Source organism: Microbacterium sp. 22195 (assembly GCF_052056515.1).
In the GTDB taxonomy this organism is placed as follows: Bacteria; Actinomycetota; Actinomycetes; order Actinomycetales; family Microbacteriaceae; genus Microbacterium.
Window position 1 is genome coordinate 1,060,524 of sequence record NZ_JBQEPE010000001.1, and the last position, 19,599, is coordinate 1,080,122.

A 19,599-nucleotide genomic window follows, 5' to 3' on the forward strand; every position below is an offset into this window, starting at 1 on the left:
CTCGCGCATCAGCGGGTGCGCTCGGGCTCGCCCGCCTCGTCGACGGCGTCGTCCGCGTCCTCACCGTCGACGTCGGCTGACTCGAGGCGGATGACGGGGATGGCCGCCGTCTCGTCGACGAGCTCCTTGCGAACCCGCCCCGTGCCCCGGACGAATCCGAAGTACGCCGCGGCGAGCAGGGCGATCCAGATCGCCCCGACCACGAGCGCCGGACGGCTGTCAGGGATGATGCCGATGAGCACGATGACGAGGGCGATGACGGCCATGGCCACGTAGTTCCCCACCGGCCAGAGCGGCGCCGGGAACTCGGAGGGCAGCTTCTTCTCGCGCGCGATCTCGGACTTCATCCGGGCGTGGGACACGAGGATCATCAGCCAGACGACGACCGTTGCGAAGGTGGCCAGAGCCGCGATGAGGAAGAAGATCTGGTCGTGGAACCACACGTTCAGCAGCACGCCCACCAGGAGGGCCGCGACCATGGTGAGCACGGTCATGAACGGCACGCCCGCCCTGGTCGTGCGCGCGAACGCGCGGGGCGCCTGGCCCTGCTCCGCCAGCCCGTGCAGCATGCGCCCCGCCGCGAAGATGTCGGCGTTGATGGCCGACAGCGCCGCCGTGATGACGACGAGGTTCAGGATGTTCGCCGCGCCGGCGAGACCCAGGCTGCTGAAGATCGAGACGAACGGACTCGCCTCGCCGTCGATCGTGTCCCACGGCTGGATCATCATGATCACGCCGAGCGCCAGCACGTAGAACAGCAGGATGCGGACCGGGACCGAGTTGATGGCGCGCGGCAGCACCTTCTTCGGATTCTCCGCCTCGCCCGCCGTGATGCCGATGACCTCGGTGCCGCCGAACGCGAACATGACGATCGTCAGCGACGCGAGAACGCCCCAGAGCCCGTTCGGCGCGAAGCCGCCCTCGCCCACGAGGTTGTGGAACCCGGGCTCATGTCCGCCCGCGTTCGCGAAGCCGAAGAGGATGATCGCGATGCCCCCGGCGATCATCGCGACGATGGCGACGATCTTGATCAGGGCGAACCAGAACTCCAGTTCGCCGAACACCTTCACGCTGACGAGGTTCACCGCAGCGATGATGAACACCACCGCGAGGATCCACACCCAGCGCTCGACCTGCGGGAACCAGAACCCCATGTACACGCCGAACGCCGTGACGTCAGCGAGGGCGACGACGAACATCTCGAACGTGTAGGTCCAGCCCGTCAGGAAGCCGGCGAACGGGCCGACGTACCGCGAGGCGTACTGCCCGAAGGATCCGGCCACGGGATGGCGCACGGCCATCTCGCCGAGTGCGCGCATCACCAGGAAGATGACCGCGCCGCCGATCATGTAGGCGAGCAGCACCGCCGGGCCCGCAGTCTGGATCGCGGCGGACGAGCCGTAGAACAGGCCGGTGCCGATCGCGGATCCCAGAGCCATGAACTGGATGTGCCGGGCGGTCAGGCCACGACGCAGCGTCTGCGAGGTCTCGGTGGTGTGCACGATTCTCCTTCGAACGGACCGGCCGATCACGTGATCCGGGCTTCATCGCGAGGCCCGGACCGTGCGGATCCCTACGATGAAAACCCATCGGCGGGTCGCTCCCCGACCGGATGCGGGAATCTGCGTCTGGGATCACAGACGATCGCGGCGGTCCCTGCACGATCGGATGCCGCAGACGCGAAGAAGGCCCGATCCTTGCGGACCGGGCCTTCTTCTCTTTGTTGCGGGGACAGGATTTGAACCTGCGACCTCCGGGTTATGAGCCCGGCGAGCTACCGAACTGCTCCACCCCGCGGCACGTCTTAAAGCCTAACACGCAGGTGAACAGGAGGCGAATCGAGCGGCCTCCCGCGCGACGGGCGGGCGTGTCGCGCGCCCGTCGACCGTGCGCTCACGCCTCGGCGGCGTCCCCCTGATGCTCCAGCTCGCAGTCCGGGCCGGGGAAGATCAGCGACTCCGCGCCGTCGTCGAACCGCACCAGATAGGGCGGGCCGCCGTCCTCCCCGCGCGTCTCCAGCACCTCGCCGTGCCGCTCCGAGTTCCCCACCCGTGCGCCATGGATCCTGATGCGCGATCCCACTTCTGCTCGCATCCCGACCACCTCCTGCAGCCTGATGCTCTTATTGTCCGCGCGTCCGCCCCCGGCTGCCAGTGGCAGTCTGCAGCCCGGCATCCGGCGGCAGAACTTCGGAGAAATGCAGAATCTCGGAGGCATCCGAGTGGATCCCTCCGAGATTCTGCGCATCTCCGCAGATGCGGACTACTCCCCCGCGGTCTGACCCTCCAGCTCGAGGATCTTCTGGACCGCGGCGGTGAGCTTCTCGTCCTGGACGGCGAACTCGGAGAGGTCGCCGTCGCGCAGCGCCGCGTTCCGGGCCGCGAGCGCCGCTCCGGCATCCGCAAGCGCCTGCTTCATGGCATCCGACGATGTGGGAGGCGTGGTGCCGCCCTGATCCGGCGGAGTGGTGCCGCCGTCCCCGGGATTCGGGGTCACGCCCTCGTCGCCGCCCGGCGCACCGGCGTCGCCGCCGAACAGCGCGTCGAGCGCCTCGGTCAGGGTGTCCTCGAACGCGACCCGGTCACCGAAGGCGACGAGGATCTTGCGCAGCGTGGGCAGCTTGGTGCCCTCGGACGACTGCACGAACACCGGCTGCACGTACAGCAGACCGCCACCGACCGGCAGGGTCAGCAGGTTGCCGTACTTCACCTCCGACTTGCCGATCGTGAGCACGTTCAGCTTCTCGGCCACGCTGGCGTTCGAGTCGAACGTGTTCTGCACCTGGCCGGGTCCGGGCACGGTTGTGGAGGTGTCGATCTCCAGCATCCGCAGCTTGCCGTAGTCCTTCGCCTTCACGCCAGCCTTGTCGCCGGCATCCGAGTCGACCGCCAGGTAGCCCATCAGCACCTGCCGGCTGTCGCCGGCGCCGTCGGCGGGGATGAACGTCGAGAACATCGAGAACCGCGGCTCGTCCTGACCCGGCATCTTCATGGACAGGTAGTACGGGGGCTGCAGCTGACCCTTCTCGCGGGGGTCCTCAGGCGTCTGCCAGCGGTTGTCCTCCTGCGCGAAGGAGCCGGCGTCGTCGATGTGGTAGACGCCGAGGATGTCGCGCTGCACCTTGAACAGGTCGGTCGGGTACCGCACGTGGCTGATCAGGTCGGCCGACATGTCGCTGATCGGCTTGACGGTGGCCGGGTAGATCTTCTCCCAGGCCTTCAGGACCGGGTCCTGGTCGTCCCAGGCGTACAGCTTGACCGAGCCGTCGTAGGCGTCCACGGTGGCCTTGACCGAGTTGCGGATGTAGTTGATGTTGTCGAACGCGACCGCGGAGGCCGGCGTCTGCGAATCCGCGATGGCGTCCTGCATGCTGACCGTCTTGGAGTACGGGTACGACGCACTGGTGGTGAAGCCGTCGACGATCCACACGATGTGGCCGTCCACGACGCTCGGGTACGGGTCGTGGTCCAGCGTCAGGTACGGGGCGACCTTCTTCACGCGCGTGAGCGGGTCGCGGTCGTACAGGATCTGCGAGTCGGGGTTGACCAGGTTCGAGAACAGGATCTGCTCGGACTGGAACTTCAGCGCGTACAGCAGCTTGGTGAACGTGTTGCCGATCCGCGGTCCGCCGTTGCCGGTGAACGTGGTCTTGGTGTCGCTGCTCTCGCTGTCCTGACCACGCGGGTAGTCGATCTCGACGGGCTTGGTGCCCTCCGGGGCGCCCACGATCGAGTACTCCGGCGAGGTCTCGCCGAAGTACACGCGCGGCTCGAAGTGCTCACTGTCGGTCAGGAAGCCCGAGGTGGGAATGCCCTGCTCCAGGAAGACCGGGTCGCCGTCCGAGGTGCGCTCGTTGCCCGCCATCGCGACCAGGCCGTAGCCGTGCGTGTACACCGCGGCGCGGTTGTTCCAGCTGTCACCGCCGCCGAGCTTGTTCATGTCGAGGTCGCGGACCGAGACGACGGTGTCCTGCTTCTTGCCGTCGATCGTGTAGCGGTCGACGTCCATGTCGGTGGCGAACTGGTAGTACGAGCGGTACTGCTCGAGCTGGCGGACGGTCGGGCCGATGACGGCCGGATCCATGATGCGGATGGATGCCGTGGTGTCGGCATCCGCGCGCAGCTGACCGGCCGTGGTGTCGGTGGTCGCCTTGAACGGAGTGACCTCCATGTCGGCGACGCCGAACGCCTCCTTGGTGGCGTTGATGTTCCGCTCGTAGTACTGCGCCTGATAGCTGTTCTCGTTCGGCTTCACCTGGAAGGTGGTGACAACCCACGGGTAGCCCATGCCCACCACCAGCGAGGCGACGATCAGCAGAGCGGTGGCGGCCAGTGGGAAGCGCCAGCGGCCGATCACGGCGGTGATCAGGAACAGCACGGCGACGACCGCGGCGATGATCGACAGGATCGCGAGCCCGGGGATCGTGGCGTTCACTCCGGTGTATCCCGCACCGGTGATGCGGCCCTCCGGCTGCACCAGCGTGAGGTAGCGGTCCAGCCACAGGCTCACGGCCTGCACGGCCAGGTAGAGGCCAGCGAGCACCGCGAGCTGGATGCGCGCGGGCTTGGAGATGCGCAGCTCGCGCTGGCCGATGCGCACCGAGCCGTACAGGTAGGACACCAGCGCGGTGATCACCAGGCACAGCAGCAGCACGGCCGAGACGAACGCCAGCAGCATCGAGTAGAACGGCATCGCGAAGAGGTAGAAGCCCGTGTCCAGCTGGAACTCCGGGTCGAGCGTCTTGGTGCTGACGCCGTTGGCCCACAGCCACACGGTCTTCCAGTTGCCGGCGGCGGCGAAGCCCGCGAAGATGCCGAAGAACACCGGCATCCCCCACATCGCCAGCCGGCGCAGCGGCTCGATGACCTCCTGGTAGCGGTCCAGCTGCGAGCTCAGCCGCACGTACACCGGACGGAGCCGGTAGGCGAGCTGGATGCACAGGAAGATCGGCAGCGCCATCCCGAGGAAACCGAGTCCGAACATCGAGACCGTGGCGATCCACTGCGTGGTCAGGACGTTCGTGAACTTCAGCTGGTCGAACCAGAGGTACTCGGTGTACAGCGACGCGAAGATGAAGAACGCGGCGATCAGGGCGACGATGATCGCCACCGAGACGGCGAGGATCCGGCGCGAGGCGCTGCGTGTGGCCGGCGGGTGGGATGAGGAGGTGGTCACCGTCCCATCCTAAGCAGGGCACCTATGACCGCACCCCGGGTTCCGCCCAGGGCGAAGACGTCACTTGGCGGATGCGGTGCAGACCGGCAGCTTCGAGGTGTCGCCGTGGTCGGCGATGACCTCGAGGATGTCGAGGGAGTCCTGCAGCGTGGCCGTCTTGAACACCTTCAGGCCGTCCGGGATGTGGCCGACGACCTCATCGCAGTTGCTCTCCGGGGCGAGGAACACCGTCGCACCGGCATCGCGGGCGCCGAACAGCTTCTGACGGATGCCGCCGATCGGCCCGACATCCCCTGCGGCGTCGATCGTGCCGGTGCCGGCCACGTTCACGCCGCCGTTGAGCTCGCCCGGAGTGAGCGTGTCGATGATCCCGAGCGCGAACATCATGCCCGCGCTGGGGCCGCCCACGTTGTCGAGCTGCAGCTTGACGTCGACGGGGAAGGTGTAGTCGGTCGTCAGGGTGATCCCGATCAGCCAGGTGGTGGCGCCGCTGGCATCCTTCGTCTTCTTCGGGGTGATCGCGACGGTGTCGGTCTCGCTCCCCCGCTTCACGCTGAGGGTGACCTCGGAGCCCTTCGCCTTCTGGATCGTGTCGCGCAGCAGGGTGGCCGAGTTCACGTCGACCCCGTCGATCGCGAGGATCCGGTCGCCGTCCTTCAGCAGACCCTCCGCAGGCGAGTCCTTGAGCACGCTGACGACCTCGACCTGCGCGCCGACGTCGTAGCCCAGTTCGGTGAGGGCCGCCGCGGTCGCCTCGTGCTGGGAGTCGACCATCAGCGCGGCGTTCTGCTGATCGCGCTGCTCGCTGGTCACGCCCTCCGGGAAGACGGCGTCGATCGGCACGACGGCCCGCGACGGGTCGAACCAGGCCAGCGCCAGCTCGAACCACGTGGGCGTCCGCTGCCGGTTGCCGATGACCTGCACCGTGGTGAGGTCGAGCGTGCCGCCGGTCGGGTACGTCTTGGCGTCCTTCACCTCGATGAGCGGGACCGAGGCGCCGTCGCTGCCCTTGGCCGTGCCGAGCGTGTCGAAGACCGGGCCGGGCCGCTGGATCACGTACTGGGTCGGGATGAAGGTCAGTCCGACCAGCGCGACCAGCGAGATGCTCAGTGCGACGACGCCGACGATCGTGCCATTGCTGCGGCGTGATGACACGTGACCTCCGGGCGTTCGCGAGCGGCGTACAGATATCCCCGCTGCCAGGGCTGGAGCACAGGATCGTGTGACTAGCGTAGAGCGCACACGCTACGGGCATGCTGAGAGGGCCATTCGCATGACAGACGACGACCGCGATCCGTCCGACTTCGAGGAGATGCTGCGCCGCATGATGTCCGGCGGGCAGATCGACCCGGAGGAGCTCCGCGAGGCGCTCTCGAACATGCAGGGCATGCCGATCGATCCCGCCCAGATGCAGGGCTTCATGTCGCAGATGCAGGGCATGTTCGCGGGCGACCCGTGGCAGAACGCCGAGCGAGCCGCGCTGCACATCGCCAACCAGGACGGTCTCGGCATCACGGCAGGCGCCCAGTCGTCGCTGGCGGATGCCTTCGGGTTGGCGAACCTGTGGCTCAGCGAGGCCACCACGATCTCGGAGCTGTCCACGACCCCGCAGGCGATGACCCGCGGCGACTGGGTGCAGAAGACCCTGCCGGTGTGGAAGGAGATCGCCACGCCCGTGTCGACCTCGATCGCCGACGCCCTCATGGACGCGCTGCAGACGCAGGTGCCCGAGGAGATGCAGGGCATGGTGCAGGGCGCAGGCCAGCTGATGCGCGGGCTGGGCGGCTCGCTGTTCGCCACCCAGTTCGGGCAGGTGCTGGGCCGGCTGTCGCTCGAGGTCGTCTCGGGCGGAGACGTGGGGATCCCGGTACTGCCCGCCGGAACGGCGGCGGTCATCCCGCAGAACATCGCCGCGTTCGGCGAGGGGCTGGAGATCCCCGAGGACCAGATCGCCCTGTACCTCGCGGTGCGCGAGCTGGCCTACGCGCGGCTGTACCGGCACGCCAAGTGGCTGCACCTGCACGTGCTCTCGCAGATCACCGACTTCGCCCGCGGCGTGACGGTCGACATCGACGCCCTGGAGGACCTCGCCTCCCGGCTGGACCCCTCGAATCCTGAGGAGCTGCGCGCGGCGATCGAGGGCGGCGCCCTGCTGCCGGCTCAGACGGATGCTCAGCGCGAGGCGCTCACGCGCCTGGAGAACCTCATCGCCACGATCGACGGCTGGGTCGACGTGGTCACCGGCCAGGCCATCGCACGGCTCCCCGACGGCGCCCGTCTCGCCGAGGCGGCTCGCCGGCGTCGCGCGGTCGGCGGCCCCGCCGAGGAAGCGCTGGGTGCGCTGGTCGGCCTGAAACTGCGTCCGCGACGACTGCGCGAGGCGTCCGCGATGTGGAAGGCGGTGACGGATGCCGTGGGCGTCGCCGCCCGCGATTCGCTGTGGGACTACCCCGACCTCATGCCGTCCTCGGAGGACATCGACGACCCGACGGCGCTGATCGAGCGACTGCAGGCGCTGCAGCGCGGCGAGGCACCCGCGGCCGACGAGTTCGACGAGGCGCTCGCGCGCCTGCTGGACGGCGACGACTTCGGCCGTGCCCCCGGCGAGAACGGCGAGGACCCCGGGGAACCTGAGGGCGATGCCGCTGGACCGGACGGTTCCGCTGACGGAGACGGTCCGGACGACGGTGACGGTCGCGGCCCGGCATCCGACGACCGTCCCGAGGGCGACCGCCCGGTCTGAGTCCCCGCACCCGGACCACTCTCCCTCCACAGCCGGCCGGTCCCGCGGATCCGTCCACAGATCGTCCGGACACGGCCCGCGGATGCCGCGGATTGCCCACAATCGGGGGTATGAGCCCGCGACCGACTCCCGCGATCACCCGACTCGATGCGCGCTACCCGGTGCTGTGGCGGGACGAGCGCACCGTGCAGTTCGGGCTGGAGGGCGTGGTCTCGATCGACGTCGACGAGCCCTGGGTGGAACCGCTGCTGCTGCGTCTCCAGGCCGGCATCCGCCCGGCGTCCTTCGATGTCGTGGCGCATGGAGTCGGGGCGCCCCGCGTCGCCGCGCGCGAGCTGCTCGCCCGGCTCCGGCCGGTGCTGGTGAGCGACCCGACACCCGCACCGCGCGTGAGCATCGAGGGCGTCAACCTGTCGGACGGCCGCGCCCTGGAGCGGATGCGGCAGGCGATCGAGGACGAGGGCATCGCCGTGGCGGATGCCGACGCCCCCGATGCCGTCGCACTCGTCCTGATCGAGGGCGCCGCGGCGGCACTGCAGCTCGCGCCCTACCTGCGCGAGGATCGATCGCATCTGCCCGTCGCGTTCGAACGGGAGGCCGCCGTGATCGGTCCGCTCGTCGTCCCCGGCCGCACGCCATGCCTGTCCTGCCGTGATGAGCACGAGACCCGGCGCGACCCGGCCTGGCCGATGCTGCACGCGCAGCTTGTCGGCCGCTCGGTGTCGGTCTCCGCAGCGCGGATCGCCGTCGCGGCGAGGCTGGCGGCGCGCGTGCTGCGCACACCGGTGGAGCAGGCCGGGCTGACGGTGCGGGTCAGTCCCGACGGGCGGCTCGCCTGGCGCTCGGTGCGCCATCACGCAGGATGCCCGTGCCTCGAGACGTCGTCCCGATCTCCGCGAGGAACCGCGACGGCGCCCGCTCCCCTCGTCCCGCGCTGCGAGACCACGAGATCGCGAGGGTACGCGCGGCCCGCGTGATGCCGACGTAGGCCAGGCGGCGCTCCTCGTCGACCGCCTCGAACGTCGAGGCGTAGGAGATCGGCAGAGCGCCCTCGGCCCAGCCCGCCAGCAGCACGTGCGGCCACTCCAGGCCCTTCGCGGCGTGCAGGGTCGACAGCGTCACGGTGTGCAGGGTCGGCTCGTGCTGGTCCTTCGCCCGCGCCATCAGCTCGTCGGCGAACACCCGCAGCGTGGTGCCCCTCGGGGCTTCCTCGGCGAGGCGGAGGATCGCCCGGCGCGCCTCCCACCCGTCCCGCTGCGCGCCGCCGGCCGCCGGCGGCTCGTCGGTGAGCCCCAGGCCGCGCAGCACGTCGCGCACGGTGGGCAGGAACCCGGCATCCGTGGGCGCGACGGCCGCGCCTCGCAGACCGAGCACCGCCTGACGCACCTCGGGCATGTCGAAGAAGCGCGTTCCTCCGAGCACGCTCGTGGCGATGCCGCGGGCGGCGAGCGCCTGCTGCAGCACGGCGGACTGCACGTGCGCGCGGTACAGCACGGCGATGTCGGAGGGCGAGACGCCGGAGGCGATGCGATCGGCGATGGCCGCCGCGATGCCGTCGGCCTCCTCGCGCTCGCTGTCGTAGGCCGTCACGGTGGGCGTCTCCGCACGCGCGTCCTTCCGCGCGGGCACGAGGGCGAGCGCTCCAGGACGTCCGTGCATGAGCGCGTTCGCCGCGGCGAGGATGGGCGCCTGGGAGCGGTAGTTGGTCTCCAGACGAACGACGGTGGCATCCGGATGGCGCTTCTCGAACTCCAGCAGGTAGCGCTGCTGGGCTCCCGCGAAGGAGTAGATCGTCTGGCTCGCATCACCGACGACGCAGATGTCGCGGCGATCGCCGAGCCAGAGCTCCAGCAGCCGGTTCTGCAGCGGCGAGACGTCCTGGTACTCGTCGACCGTGAAGTGCCGGTACTGCTCGTGCACGGCCGCTGCGACGCGGGGCTCGGTCTCGAGCATCCCCGCGCACGCGAGCAGCACGTCCTCGAAGTCGAGCTGGCGGCGGTCGTCCTTGAGCTGCTCGTAGGCGGCCTGCAGCTCGAGCAGCTGCTCCGGGCGGATGCCGGTGATGGGCCGACCCTGCTGCGCGTACTGCTCGATGGAGAGCATCGACACCTTGCGCCACTCGATCTCGGAGGCGATGTCGCGCAGGGTCGCGGTGCTCGGACGCAGGCGCATGGCATCGGCCGCCTGACCCAGCATCCGCACCTTGTTGTCGATGATCGAGGGCGCGGTGTCGCCGGTGAGGGTCGGCCAGAAGAAGTTCAACTGCGCGAGAGCGGCGCTGTGGAACGTGCGCGCCGAGACGCCGCCGACGCCGAGCGCGCGGAGCCGTCCGCGCAGCTCTCCTGCGGCCTTCGCGGTGAAGGTCACGGCCATGACGCGCGACGGCGAGTACGCCCCCGTGTCGACGCCGTGCGCGATGCGGTGCGTGATCACCCGGGTCTTTCCGGTGCCGGCGCCGGCGAGCACGGCGACGGGTCCGCGCAGCACGGACGCCGCTTCCCGCTGCCTTTCGTCGAGAGCGTCGAGCGCGCTCACGCGGGTGATTCCTGGGCGAGCGGAGCGCTGCGCCCGCCCCGCGCGGCGGTTCCCGATGGCTCCTGATACCAGTGCTCGATGAGCCTGCGCGCGATCGAGGCCGGGCCGGGGAGCCCGACCGGGCCGTCGCCGGCGAGGGCGCTGCCGATCTCGTCGCGGGTGAGCCAGCGCACCTCGGTGATCTCCTCGCCGTCCGGCGCCGTGCTCTCGTCGACGGCGACCGCGCGGAAGCCCAGCATCAGGGATCGCGGGTAGGGCCACGCCTGCGAGGAGACGTACCGGATGTCGCGGACGCGCACGCCGGCCTCCTCGAACAGCTCGCGGTGCACGGTGTCCTCCAGCGACTCCCCCGCCTCGACGAAGCCGGCGAAGCAGGAGTGCATGCGCCCGCGCCAGTTGGCGTTGGCCCCCAGCAGCAGTCGCTCGCCGTCCTGGCTCTCGATCGCGACGATCACCGCGGGGTCGGTGCGCGGGAAGTGCTCGATGTCGCAGGTGGCGCACCGCCGGGACCAGCCGGCGCTCTGCAGTTCGAGGGCCTCGCCGCACCGGGCGCAGAACCGCGCGTCGGTCAGCCAGCCGGCGAGCGCGATCGCCGTGACGAACAGGTCCGACTCGTGCGGGTCGAACCGGCCCCCGGCGTCCCGCAGGCCCAGCCAGGTCTCCTCGGGCGCGCTGTCGATGCTGTCGGTCTCGGCCGGCACGGATGCCAGCAGCAGGGGCACCCCGTCGCGGTCGCGGCCGAGCAGAGCCCAGTCCGCGTCGGCGACGGCACCCGCGTCGACGCGGAGCACGGCATCCGACGCCACTCGCAGGCGACCGTCGCGCACGACGACGACCCGCGTGCCGGGCGTGGCGCGCAGCCGAGCGACGACATCCGCCTCGGTGCGCAGTTCGGCCGCCCGGTCGAGGATGTCCCGTTCCGCCGTCATCCGCTCCTCCTGCTCTCGTGCCATGCGCTCGCCCACCGTAAACCGGGGCAAGGGCGTGGCGTGGGCGCACCGGCTGGGGTGCGCACCTACCCTGGAGGACATGGCACGCTCTCCTTTCACTCTAGTGGCGGCGGTCACGGCCGCACTGCCGGGGGCGGAGGTCACCGGCGCACGCGCCCTGACCTCGAACGGGGACGGGAGGTTCGACTCCGCGGTCGCCACTCTCGCCGACGGACGCGAGCTCGTCATCCGCGCGGCATCCGACGATGCCGCCGCGCGCGAGCTCGCCGAGGAGTCCCTGGCGCTGCGCGCGCTGACGGCCGGCGCCCGCGAGATGCTGCCGTTCCAGGTGCCGACGCACATCGGCGAGACGACCGTCGGCGAGGCCAGGGCGCTGGTGACCGACCTGATGCCGGGGTTCCAGATCGAGGCCGGCGACATCCCCGCCGGACGGGGTGCGGCCGTGTCGATCGGCGAGGCGATCGCCGCCGTGCACTCGCTGCCCGCGTCGGTGGTGCGGGCAGCGGGGCTCACGGTCCGCGACGCCGCGGCCGTGCGCGCCGAGATCCAGCAGCTGATCGACCGTGCGGCCGGCACCGGACGCGTTCCCGCCCGCCTCACGGCGCGGTGGCGGGACGCGGCGGCCGATGACGAGCTGTGGCGCTTCGAGACCGCCGTCACGATGGCGGGTCTGCAGGCGCAGTCGTTCCTCTTCGAGGACGACCCGAACGACGGACCGCAGGTGACCGGGGTGATCGGCTGGCGCGGGCTGACCGTGAGCGATCCCGCCGAGGACCTGGGATGGCTCTCCGGTGCCAGGGACGCCGCCGATGACGTGTTCGCGGCGTACGTGTCCGCGTCGTCCCGCGCGGCCGACGACGCGCTGCGCGTGCGCGCCCGGCTGCACGCCGAACTGGAGTTCGCCCGCTGGCTGGTGCACGGCGACGAGCTGCGCCGACCCGACATCGTGGACGACGCCGCCGGGCTGCTGGAGTCCCTCGCCGACGGCCTGCGCAGCGACGACCTGCGCGTGGTCGCCGCGTACACCGGCGGGGTCGACTCGGCGCTCGACGTGCTCGAGCAGACGCCCGAGACGGCGGCCAACGCGATCGACACCTCGATGCAGACCGACGCGTACCGACCTGAGGATCTCTGGCTGGACGAGGCCAAGACGGGCGAGGACGACGCTGCCGCGTCCGACGCTGAGGAGGCCGGCGATGCGGAGGGCTCCGAGCCCGCGGGGGCGGAGGGCGAGGACAGCATCTCCACCGAGCAGCACGGCTCGTGGGAGCAGGACACGCAGGACCTCGGCGAGATCAGCGGCGTGCGCGGCTCGACGCATCGCGACGGGGAGACCGGTCCGGTCGCCGCTGAGCCGGATGCGCCGAGCGACATCGACTCGGCCGAGGAGGCTCAGCGTGCGGCGCGCGCGGCGCTCCAGCGCTGGACCAACTCCGCCTCGGAGTAGATCCGGTCGCCGCGGATGACCAGGTCGTCCGCCACGTAGAACAGCGCGACGTCGATCTGGTCCAGCGGCACGCCGAACCGGCGGTGGTATGCGACCCGGTAGAGGGCGAGCTGCAGCATCCGCTCCTCCTTCTCCTGCGCGGTGCGCGGCGCACGGCCCGTCTTCCAGTCGACGATCTCGATGCGACCGCCGCGATCCTCGCGGCGATAGACGGCGTCGAGCTTGCAGATCACGATGTGGCCCGTCCCTGCGCCCTGGGTCATGGAGCCGCTTGACGTATCGGCGCCGAAGGCGAAGTCGATCTCGATCTCCACCGCGATCGGCTGCAGCGCCGCCCACTCACTGCGCTCGAAGATCTCGCGGAGCGCGGCCAGCGCCTGTTCGTCATCGCCGCTCACCGCGACCACGCCGGAGGCCTCAGGCGCATCCTCGTCGAGCTCCCACAGCGCGCTCTCGGCCGCACCCGCGCCGACGAGACCGGAGCGGTGCTCCACCCAGGCGTGGAAGAGCGTGCCGATCCTGGTCTGCGTGTAGGGACGCTCGGGCATCGGACGACCGAGGTCGCGCAGGGTGCCGCGATAGTCGGTCACCCAGTCCTTGAACCGCGAGGCGGGCACGCGGGTGGGCGCCTCGCCGCCTGCGCCGCGCAGGCGCTCCGCGCGCTCGGCGAGCAGACGCTCGAGCTGCACGGTGGGCTCGGGGGGATCGGCATCCATCGCCGCACGCACCAGACCGGCCGCATCGGTGACGCGACCGCGCCTGCCCCCGAGGGGATCGAGCGGCCACGCCGCGGTCATGCCCGGTCCCTCATACGGGTTGTCGTCGGGATCCACGTCGCCGATCGGGTCGAGGCCGAGCATGTCGATCGCGTCCCGCAGATAGGGGCTGGCCTTGCGGGGCCTGGTCTGGCCGGCCCAGTGGGCGCCCGAGAGCAGCAGATCCTGCCGTGCCCTGGTCACCGCGACATAGGCGAGCCGGCGCTCCTCCTGCTGCTGATAGTCGCGGTACTCGTTCTTGAACCGACGCAGCGCACCACCGTGCGGGAACGCCTTGGTGACGCCGGCCGCCAGCGCATCCAGTGCGGCCTTGTGCCGCTTCGCGGGAGCGTCGCCGGCAGCATCCATCTCCGCCTGCGGATCCCAGCGGAACACCGGAAGGGCGTCGCGATCGCCACGCAGCGCGAACGGGACCACGCCGAACCCGAACCAGCCGGACGTGTCGCTCACCCGGCCGGGCAGCTCGTCCTCGACCAGGCGCACCACGGCGACGGCATCCCATTCCAGGCCCTTCGAGCCGTGGATCGTGAGCAGCTGCACGACGCCGGGCTCGGGAGGCTCGGGCCGGGGCATGAGCTCGTCGGTGCTCTCGGCCTTGTCCAGCCAGGCGAGCAGGCTGCCGATCGTGCCGCGATCATCGGCGCTGAGGAACGCGCGCACCTCGTCGGTGAACGCCCGCAGCTGCGTCGCCGCGACGCGGGCGGGGCCCCTCGTCTCGTTCGCGGCGAGCTCGATGTCCAGCCGGAGCTCCAGCTCGATGAGACGGAGCAGCTCCGGGATCGGCAGGCCCGCCGAGCGGCGCAGCCGCTCCAGGATCTCCCCCGCGGCTCTCAGCCGCGCTCTCCCCTCGGGCGTGATCCCGGCGATGAGGCGGTAGTCGTCGGGAGCGGCGCGGAGGAAGTCGACGGCGTCGACGATCGAGACCGCCTCGTCCGCGCCGCGCGAGGAGCGCAGCCGCTGCTGCACCTCGTCGGACAGCGGGCTGAGGTCGGCGTCCCGTCCGGCGAGCGCGGATGCCAGGTCGTACAGCGCCGCCATGTCGGCGACGCCGATCGCGAAGCGCGGTCCCACCAGCATCCGGATCAGCGCGGACCCGGCCGTGGGGTCGTGGATGACCCGCAGCATGGAGACGACGTCGACGACCTCCGGGGTGGAGAGCAGGCCGCCGAGGCCCAGGATGCGGTGCGGGATGCCGCGGCGCGCGAGCGCGCCGGCGAAGGTCTGCATGTGCCGCTTGGAGCGGAACAGGATCGCCCCGGTGTGCGCGCGGTCGGCGCCGGATGCCGCGTGCTCCGCCCTGCGCTGCTCGAACCACGCGCTCACCTGCTCGGCCTCGTCGTCGACCGTGTGCGGGAAGAGCACCTCGACCCGGCCGGCACCGGCACCCGGCCGCGGCTCGAGTGCGGGCACGTCGAGTCCGGGGCGCTTGAGCGGCTCCAGGATGCGGTTGGCGACGTCGAGGATGCTGCTGTCGTTGCGCCAGCTGGTCATCAGACTGTAGGTGGTCGCGGACCGCTCTTCGGCGAACGCCCGGCCGAAGGCGTACAGGTTGTCGGCGCTCGCGCCGCGCCAGCCGTAGATGGACTGGTGCGGATCGCCGACCGCCATCACCGCGCTGTCGCGGAACAGCGCCGCGAGGAAGCGGGTCTGGATGACCGAGGTGTCCTGGTACTCGTCGAGCAGCACGACGCGGTGCTGCTCGCGCAGCTCCGCGCGCACATCCGGGGCGGTCTCGACGATGTCGAAGGCGCCGCCGACCTGATCGGCGAAGTCGAGCACGCCCCGGCGCTCCTTCTCGGCGATGTACTCCCGCACCAGACGCACCAGCACCGGCATGCTCAGCAGATTGAGCGCCGCTGTGTCCACGTCGCGATTGCTGCGGTAAGGCTCGAAGGCCGCGGCCTGCTCCACGGCGATGCGTTCGACGGCATCCAGGTCGACACGATGGTCGAGCACCTCCGCGGCGAGCTTCTGCACGGCGTCGATGACCGTGCCGAGCGCGCGGTCGATGTCCTCCAGCCCCGGCAGGTCGGCACGGAGCACGACGGCGCGGGCGATCAGCCAGGATGCCGACTGGCTGAGCATCGCGGCCTCGGGATCGCGTCCGATGCGGGCGGCGTGCTCGCGGACGATGCCGTCGGCGAAGGCGTTGTAGGTGGAGACCCGCGGGCGGATCAGCAGATCCTCCGCAGAGCGGGGCGTGCGCGGATCCCAGCCGGTGTCGTAACGCGCGGCCAGTTCGTCGAGCACCTGAATGCGCACCGCATCGCGCTGCACGCCCGGTGCGGCGTCGTGCACGCGGCGCAGGGAATCCGTCGCGACGAGCTCCGGAAGGTGCGGGAGCAGGCCACGCCGGCCGAAGTGGTCGATGGTCTCCAGACGTGCGCCGATGCGCTCGGCGAGCTCGCCGGCCGCCTTGCGCGTGAACGTGAGGCCGAGCACCTCGTCCGGGCGCACATGCCCGTTGGCGACGAGCCAGACGACCCGGCCGGACATGGTCTCGGTCTTGCCGCTGCCGGCCCCCGCCACGACCAGCGCCGGGGTGGGCGGGGCCTGGATGACGAGCTGCTGCGCGCCGGTGGGGACGGGCAGTCCGAGGGCGAGTGCGATGACCTCGGCGGAGATGGCGGACGGCACCGCCCCGTCGGCGGCCGTGCTCACGCGCTCACCGCCGGAACCGTGTGGATGTGGCACGGGGTCACCCGGACGAGCGTGTCGGCGCAGTGCGCCTCCACCTGGGCGGTGAAGCTGCTGGCGGCCATGCCGCGCCCCGCCTCGGAGACGCGGTGCAGGAACGCTGCCCTGGCCTCGTCGTCGAGCGTGTGCTGGTGGGCCACGCGGTAGTCCGCCCTGCCCACGGTCTTGGACACGATCACCAGGCGCGCGCCGGTGAGGGCCGCGGGCGGGGCGCCCTCGATCAGTCCCTGCTGCACGGCGATCTGATAGGCGGCGAGCTGGGCGTGCTCGCGCACGTTCGCCTCGGTGTCGGGCTCGTACTTCCCGGTCTTCAGGTCGACCACGATCACCCGTTCACCGTCCTGGCCCTCGCTCATGCGGTCCCACTTCTGCCCGCGCGCGGCGTCGTGCTCGCCCGCACCGGACGGGTACACCTCGACGCGGTCGATGACACCGCTCACCACCGCGCGCGGCGGGATGCCGGCCTCCGGCGCCCCCGGCTGCTCGGGCGCGCCCGCGTCGCCGCCGCCCGCGAGCCGGGAGCCGGACGCGTCCTCGGCATCCGGCAGCACCTGCTCGGTGTCCAGATCGACGGCGAACCGGAATCTCGCCTCGGCGCCCACGACCCGACCGCCGTCACGGGCGGTCTCGCCGAGGTACGAGTGCAGCCGCTGCACGTACAGGTCCGCGCGACGGCGCTCCTTCCGGCCGATCCACTCGGTCTCGAAGTCGAGCTCCGGCCAGTGCTCGTCGACGATCGCCGTCATCGCGGCCAGGTCGCCGTCCGGCACCTTCTCCATCGCCTCGTGGACGATCGTGCCGATCCCGGCCGAGGGCGGAGCGACCGTGTCCCCGCCGAGCGCAGAGACGACCCAGTTCAGCCCGCACTCCTCGAAGGCCTCGAGCCTCGACGGCGACACCTTCACCGGCGCCGCCGCGAGGTCGCGCAGCGGCGCGGCGCTCGACACCTCGGTCACGCCGTACCAGTCGTCGGGCGACGCCCCCGGCACCCCCGCCTCGGCGAGCAGGCGCAGCTGCCCCGCTGCGGCTGCGCGTTCGGCTGGATCGGACGCGGTGGTCAGCGTGCGCCGATGCCGCGCCACCAGTCCGCGCAGCGTGAGCGGATGCGCGAACCGCTGCTCCTCGGCCTCCAGCGGCGGCGGTGCGGGCAAGAACGAGAAGAACGGACTGGGCGTCATGTCGTCGTCGTCCACCGCCGAGACCACCAGCCGCGTGCGCGCCCGCGACAGCGCGCGCACGAACAGGCGCAGTTCGTCATGCAGCGCGGCACGCCGGCGGTCCAGCACGCCGGGCACCACCTCGGGGTGCCCTTCCCGCGTGGCGGCGAGCCACTCCCCCAGACGCCAGGTCTCCAGCATCCCGCCGCGCAGGCGCACGTTCGGCCAGATGCCGTCCTGCACACCGGCGACGACCACCGCCTCGAACTCCGCGCCGAGCGCCGACGCCGGGGTCATCAGCGTGACCAGGCCCGGCCGGTCCGGAGTGGAGAGCGTGTCCTCGGGGACCTCGCTGTCGAGGATGTCGCGGATGAACCGAGCGGGCTTCTCCTGCGGCGAGCGCTCCACGAACCGCTTGGCCGCGTCGAAGAGCGCCACCAGGCTGTCCAGGGCGCGGGCGATCTCGGCTCCGCCGGGCTGATCGGCGGCCGCGCGCCAGGCGGTCTGCAGCGACGTGCCGCCGATCGAGCGCGCACGGTCCCACACGCGCCAGAGCAGCTCGTGGATGGTCTCGCCCGCGTCGCCCGCGGCCTCCAGCTGGGCGAGGGTCTCGGCGAAGCGCTGCGCGACACGGGCCTCGGGCGCGTCGACTCGATCGAACAGGTGCGGGAACTGCAGCGCCTCTCGCAGCAGCTCCCGGGCGGGCGTGGATCCGCCGCCGGCGAGCTCCACGTGCCGCAGGCGGGCGCGAAGGCGCCGCAGGCCCACGGCGTCCAGTCCCCCGAACGGCGAGACGAGAGCCTCGGCGAGCATGTCCGACGGGCGATCGGCCGCGGGCGTCAGCCCCAGCCGGACGATCTCGACGATCTCGCGTACGGTGCCGTCGCTGCCCAGCGGGCGCGGCACGCCGGCGGCCCGGGTGGGCACCTCGCGCGCCGCGAGCTCGGCTTCGAGCATGACGATCTGCCTGGTGTCGTGGGCGATGACGGCCATGTCCGTCCAGGCGATGCCGTCGCTGAGATGCCAGTCGCGCAGCGTGGCGGCGATCCGGTCGATCTCTTCGTGCGGCGAGGGGGCGATGAGGGTGCGGACGGCGTCGCCCGTCATCTCTCCGGGTGCGCGACGGTGATCCACGCGGCCGGCGACGCCGATCGCCTGCGTGACCGTCCTGGTCAGGGCGGTGAGCGCCGGGCTCTGCCGATGCGCGGTGTCGAGCACGTGCACATCGCCGAGCACCTGCGCCAGCTCGGCGAACAGCTGCGGGCTGGCGCCGCGGAACGCGCCGGACGAGATGTCGGGGTCGCCGAACGCGAAGACGGCGACGCCGCGCTCGCGCAGCGCCCGCACCAGGCGGATGCCGCCGCGGGTGAGCTCCTGCGCGTCGTCGATGAGCACGGTGCGCAGCGCTGCGAGGGGACCGAGGGACACCGGATCCGCCGCGCCCAGGATGCCCGTGGCCTCGGACAGCAGCTCGGGGATGTCGCGGTGGGCGACGCGCATGCCGTCCATCACCTCGCGGTACTCGGCGAGGAAGTCCGCCGCCGCCCGCCACACCTCGCGGCCGGAGTCCTCCAGCTCTCCCGGCCGCACACCCAGTTCGGTGCACTCGGCCAGGAACGCGCGCAGCTCGGAGCGGAAGCCCTTCGACGCCCGGACGGCCGGGCTGAGGGTGTCGGGCCAGCGGCGCGCGTCGTCCTCGGCGTCGCCCGCGAGGAGGTCGGCGAGGATGCGGTCCTGGTCGGCGCCGGTGAGCAGCGCGGGCGGATCCTGCCCCTCGCGCACCATGGCGCCGCGGACCAGCTGGAAGGCGAACGATCCCAGCGAGCGCACCAGCGGCCCCGGCGTCGCCTGGTCGATCCGCACGCCCACCCGGTCGCGCAGTGCGGTGGCCGCCTGGCGGCTCGGCGTGATCACGAGCAGCTCCTCGGGGAGCAGCACGCCGTCGAGCAGGTGCACGACGCGGTCCACGAGCGCGGCCGTCTTGCCCGTGCCCGGTGCGCCGATCACGACGCCGGATGCCGTGGGATCGGCGTGCACGACGACGTGCTGAGCGGCATCCGGGATCATGTCCTCCACGCTAGCGGCGGGTGCCGACAGCGTCGGTCCATCGCGATGTGCG

Annotated in this window: 10 protein-coding genes and 1 tRNA gene; 2 read left to right on the forward strand and 9 right to left on the reverse strand. The window is 71.4% G+C overall.

Features of this window, described 5'->3' with window-relative positions; translation table 11 throughout:
• Positions 1–8: 8 nt before the first annotated feature.
• From ACTJJ4_RS05215 to ACTJJ4_RS05235, 5 genes are all read right to left on the reverse strand, one after another.
• Positions 9–1,439, reverse strand: a complete 1,431-nt coding sequence (locus ACTJJ4_RS05215; protein ID WP_440942822.1) for an amino acid permease — start codon at positions 1,437–1,439, stop codon at positions 9–11.
• 284 nt (positions 1,440–1,723) lie between these two features.
• A tRNA-Met gene (locus ACTJJ4_RS05220) sits at positions 1,724–1,797 on the reverse strand.
• 96 nt (positions 1,798–1,893) lie between these two features.
• Positions 1,894–2,094, reverse strand: coding sequence for a DUF1918 domain-containing protein (locus ACTJJ4_RS05225; protein WP_440942310.1), 201 nt, complete (start codon positions 2,092–2,094; stop codon positions 1,894–1,896).
• 168 nt (positions 2,095–2,262) lie between these two features.
• Complete coding sequence (locus tag ACTJJ4_RS05230; protein WP_440942311.1) at positions 2,263–5,175, reverse strand: UPF0182 family membrane protein; 2,913 nt, start codon at positions 5,173–5,175, stop codon at positions 2,263–2,265.
• Between the two features lie 60 nt (positions 5,176–5,235).
• Positions 5,236–6,330: a YlbL family protein gene (locus ACTJJ4_RS05235; RefSeq protein WP_292701755.1), complete on the reverse strand. Its 1,095-nt coding sequence runs from the start codon at positions 6,328–6,330 to the stop codon at positions 5,236–5,238.
• Positions 6,331–6,448: 118 nt separating this feature from the next.
• Between ACTJJ4_RS05235 and ACTJJ4_RS05240 the strand changes: the two genes are divergently transcribed.
• A complete protein-coding gene (locus tag ACTJJ4_RS05240; protein WP_440942312.1) occupies positions 6,449–7,918 on the forward strand; it encodes a zinc-dependent metalloprotease in 1,470 nt (489 codons plus the stop codon).
• 813 nt (positions 7,919–8,731) lie between these two features.
• Here the strand turns inward: ACTJJ4_RS05240 and ACTJJ4_RS05245 are convergent.
• Together ACTJJ4_RS05245 and nudC are read right to left on the reverse strand one after the other, a co-directional pair.
• Positions 8,732–10,453 (reverse strand): ATP-dependent helicase, encoded by a 1,722-nt coding sequence (locus ACTJJ4_RS05245; RefSeq protein WP_440942313.1) that lies wholly within the window; start codon positions 10,451–10,453, stop codon positions 8,732–8,734.
• Positions 10,450–11,382, reverse strand: a complete 933-nt coding sequence (gene nudC, locus ACTJJ4_RS05250) for an NAD(+) diphosphatase (protein WP_440942314.1) — start codon at positions 11,380–11,382, stop codon at positions 10,450–10,452. The genes ACTJJ4_RS05245 and nudC overlap by 4 nt, the downstream gene beginning before the upstream one ends.
• A 100-nt stretch (positions 11,383–11,482) precedes the next feature.
• Between nudC and ACTJJ4_RS05255 the strand changes: the two genes are divergently transcribed.
• Positions 11,483–12,850: a phosphotransferase gene (locus ACTJJ4_RS05255; protein ID WP_440942315.1), complete on the forward strand. Its 1,368-nt coding sequence runs from the start codon at positions 11,483–11,485 to the stop codon at positions 12,848–12,850.
• Here the strand turns inward: ACTJJ4_RS05255 and ACTJJ4_RS05260 are convergent.
• Complete coding sequence (locus ACTJJ4_RS05260) at positions 12,796–16,287, reverse strand: UvrD-helicase domain-containing protein (RefSeq protein WP_440942316.1); 3,492 nt, start codon at positions 16,285–16,287, stop codon at positions 12,796–12,798. The genes ACTJJ4_RS05255 and ACTJJ4_RS05260 overlap by 55 nt on opposite strands.
• Positions 16,284–19,547 carry an ATP-dependent helicase gene (locus ACTJJ4_RS05265; RefSeq protein WP_440942317.1) on the reverse strand — a complete coding sequence of 1,088 codons (3,264 nt, stop codon included), beginning with the start codon at positions 19,545–19,547 and terminating at the stop codon, positions 16,284–16,286. Before ACTJJ4_RS05265 ends, ACTJJ4_RS05260 begins: the two co-directional genes overlap by 4 nt.
• Between the last annotated feature and the right edge of the window lie 52 nt (positions 19,548–19,599).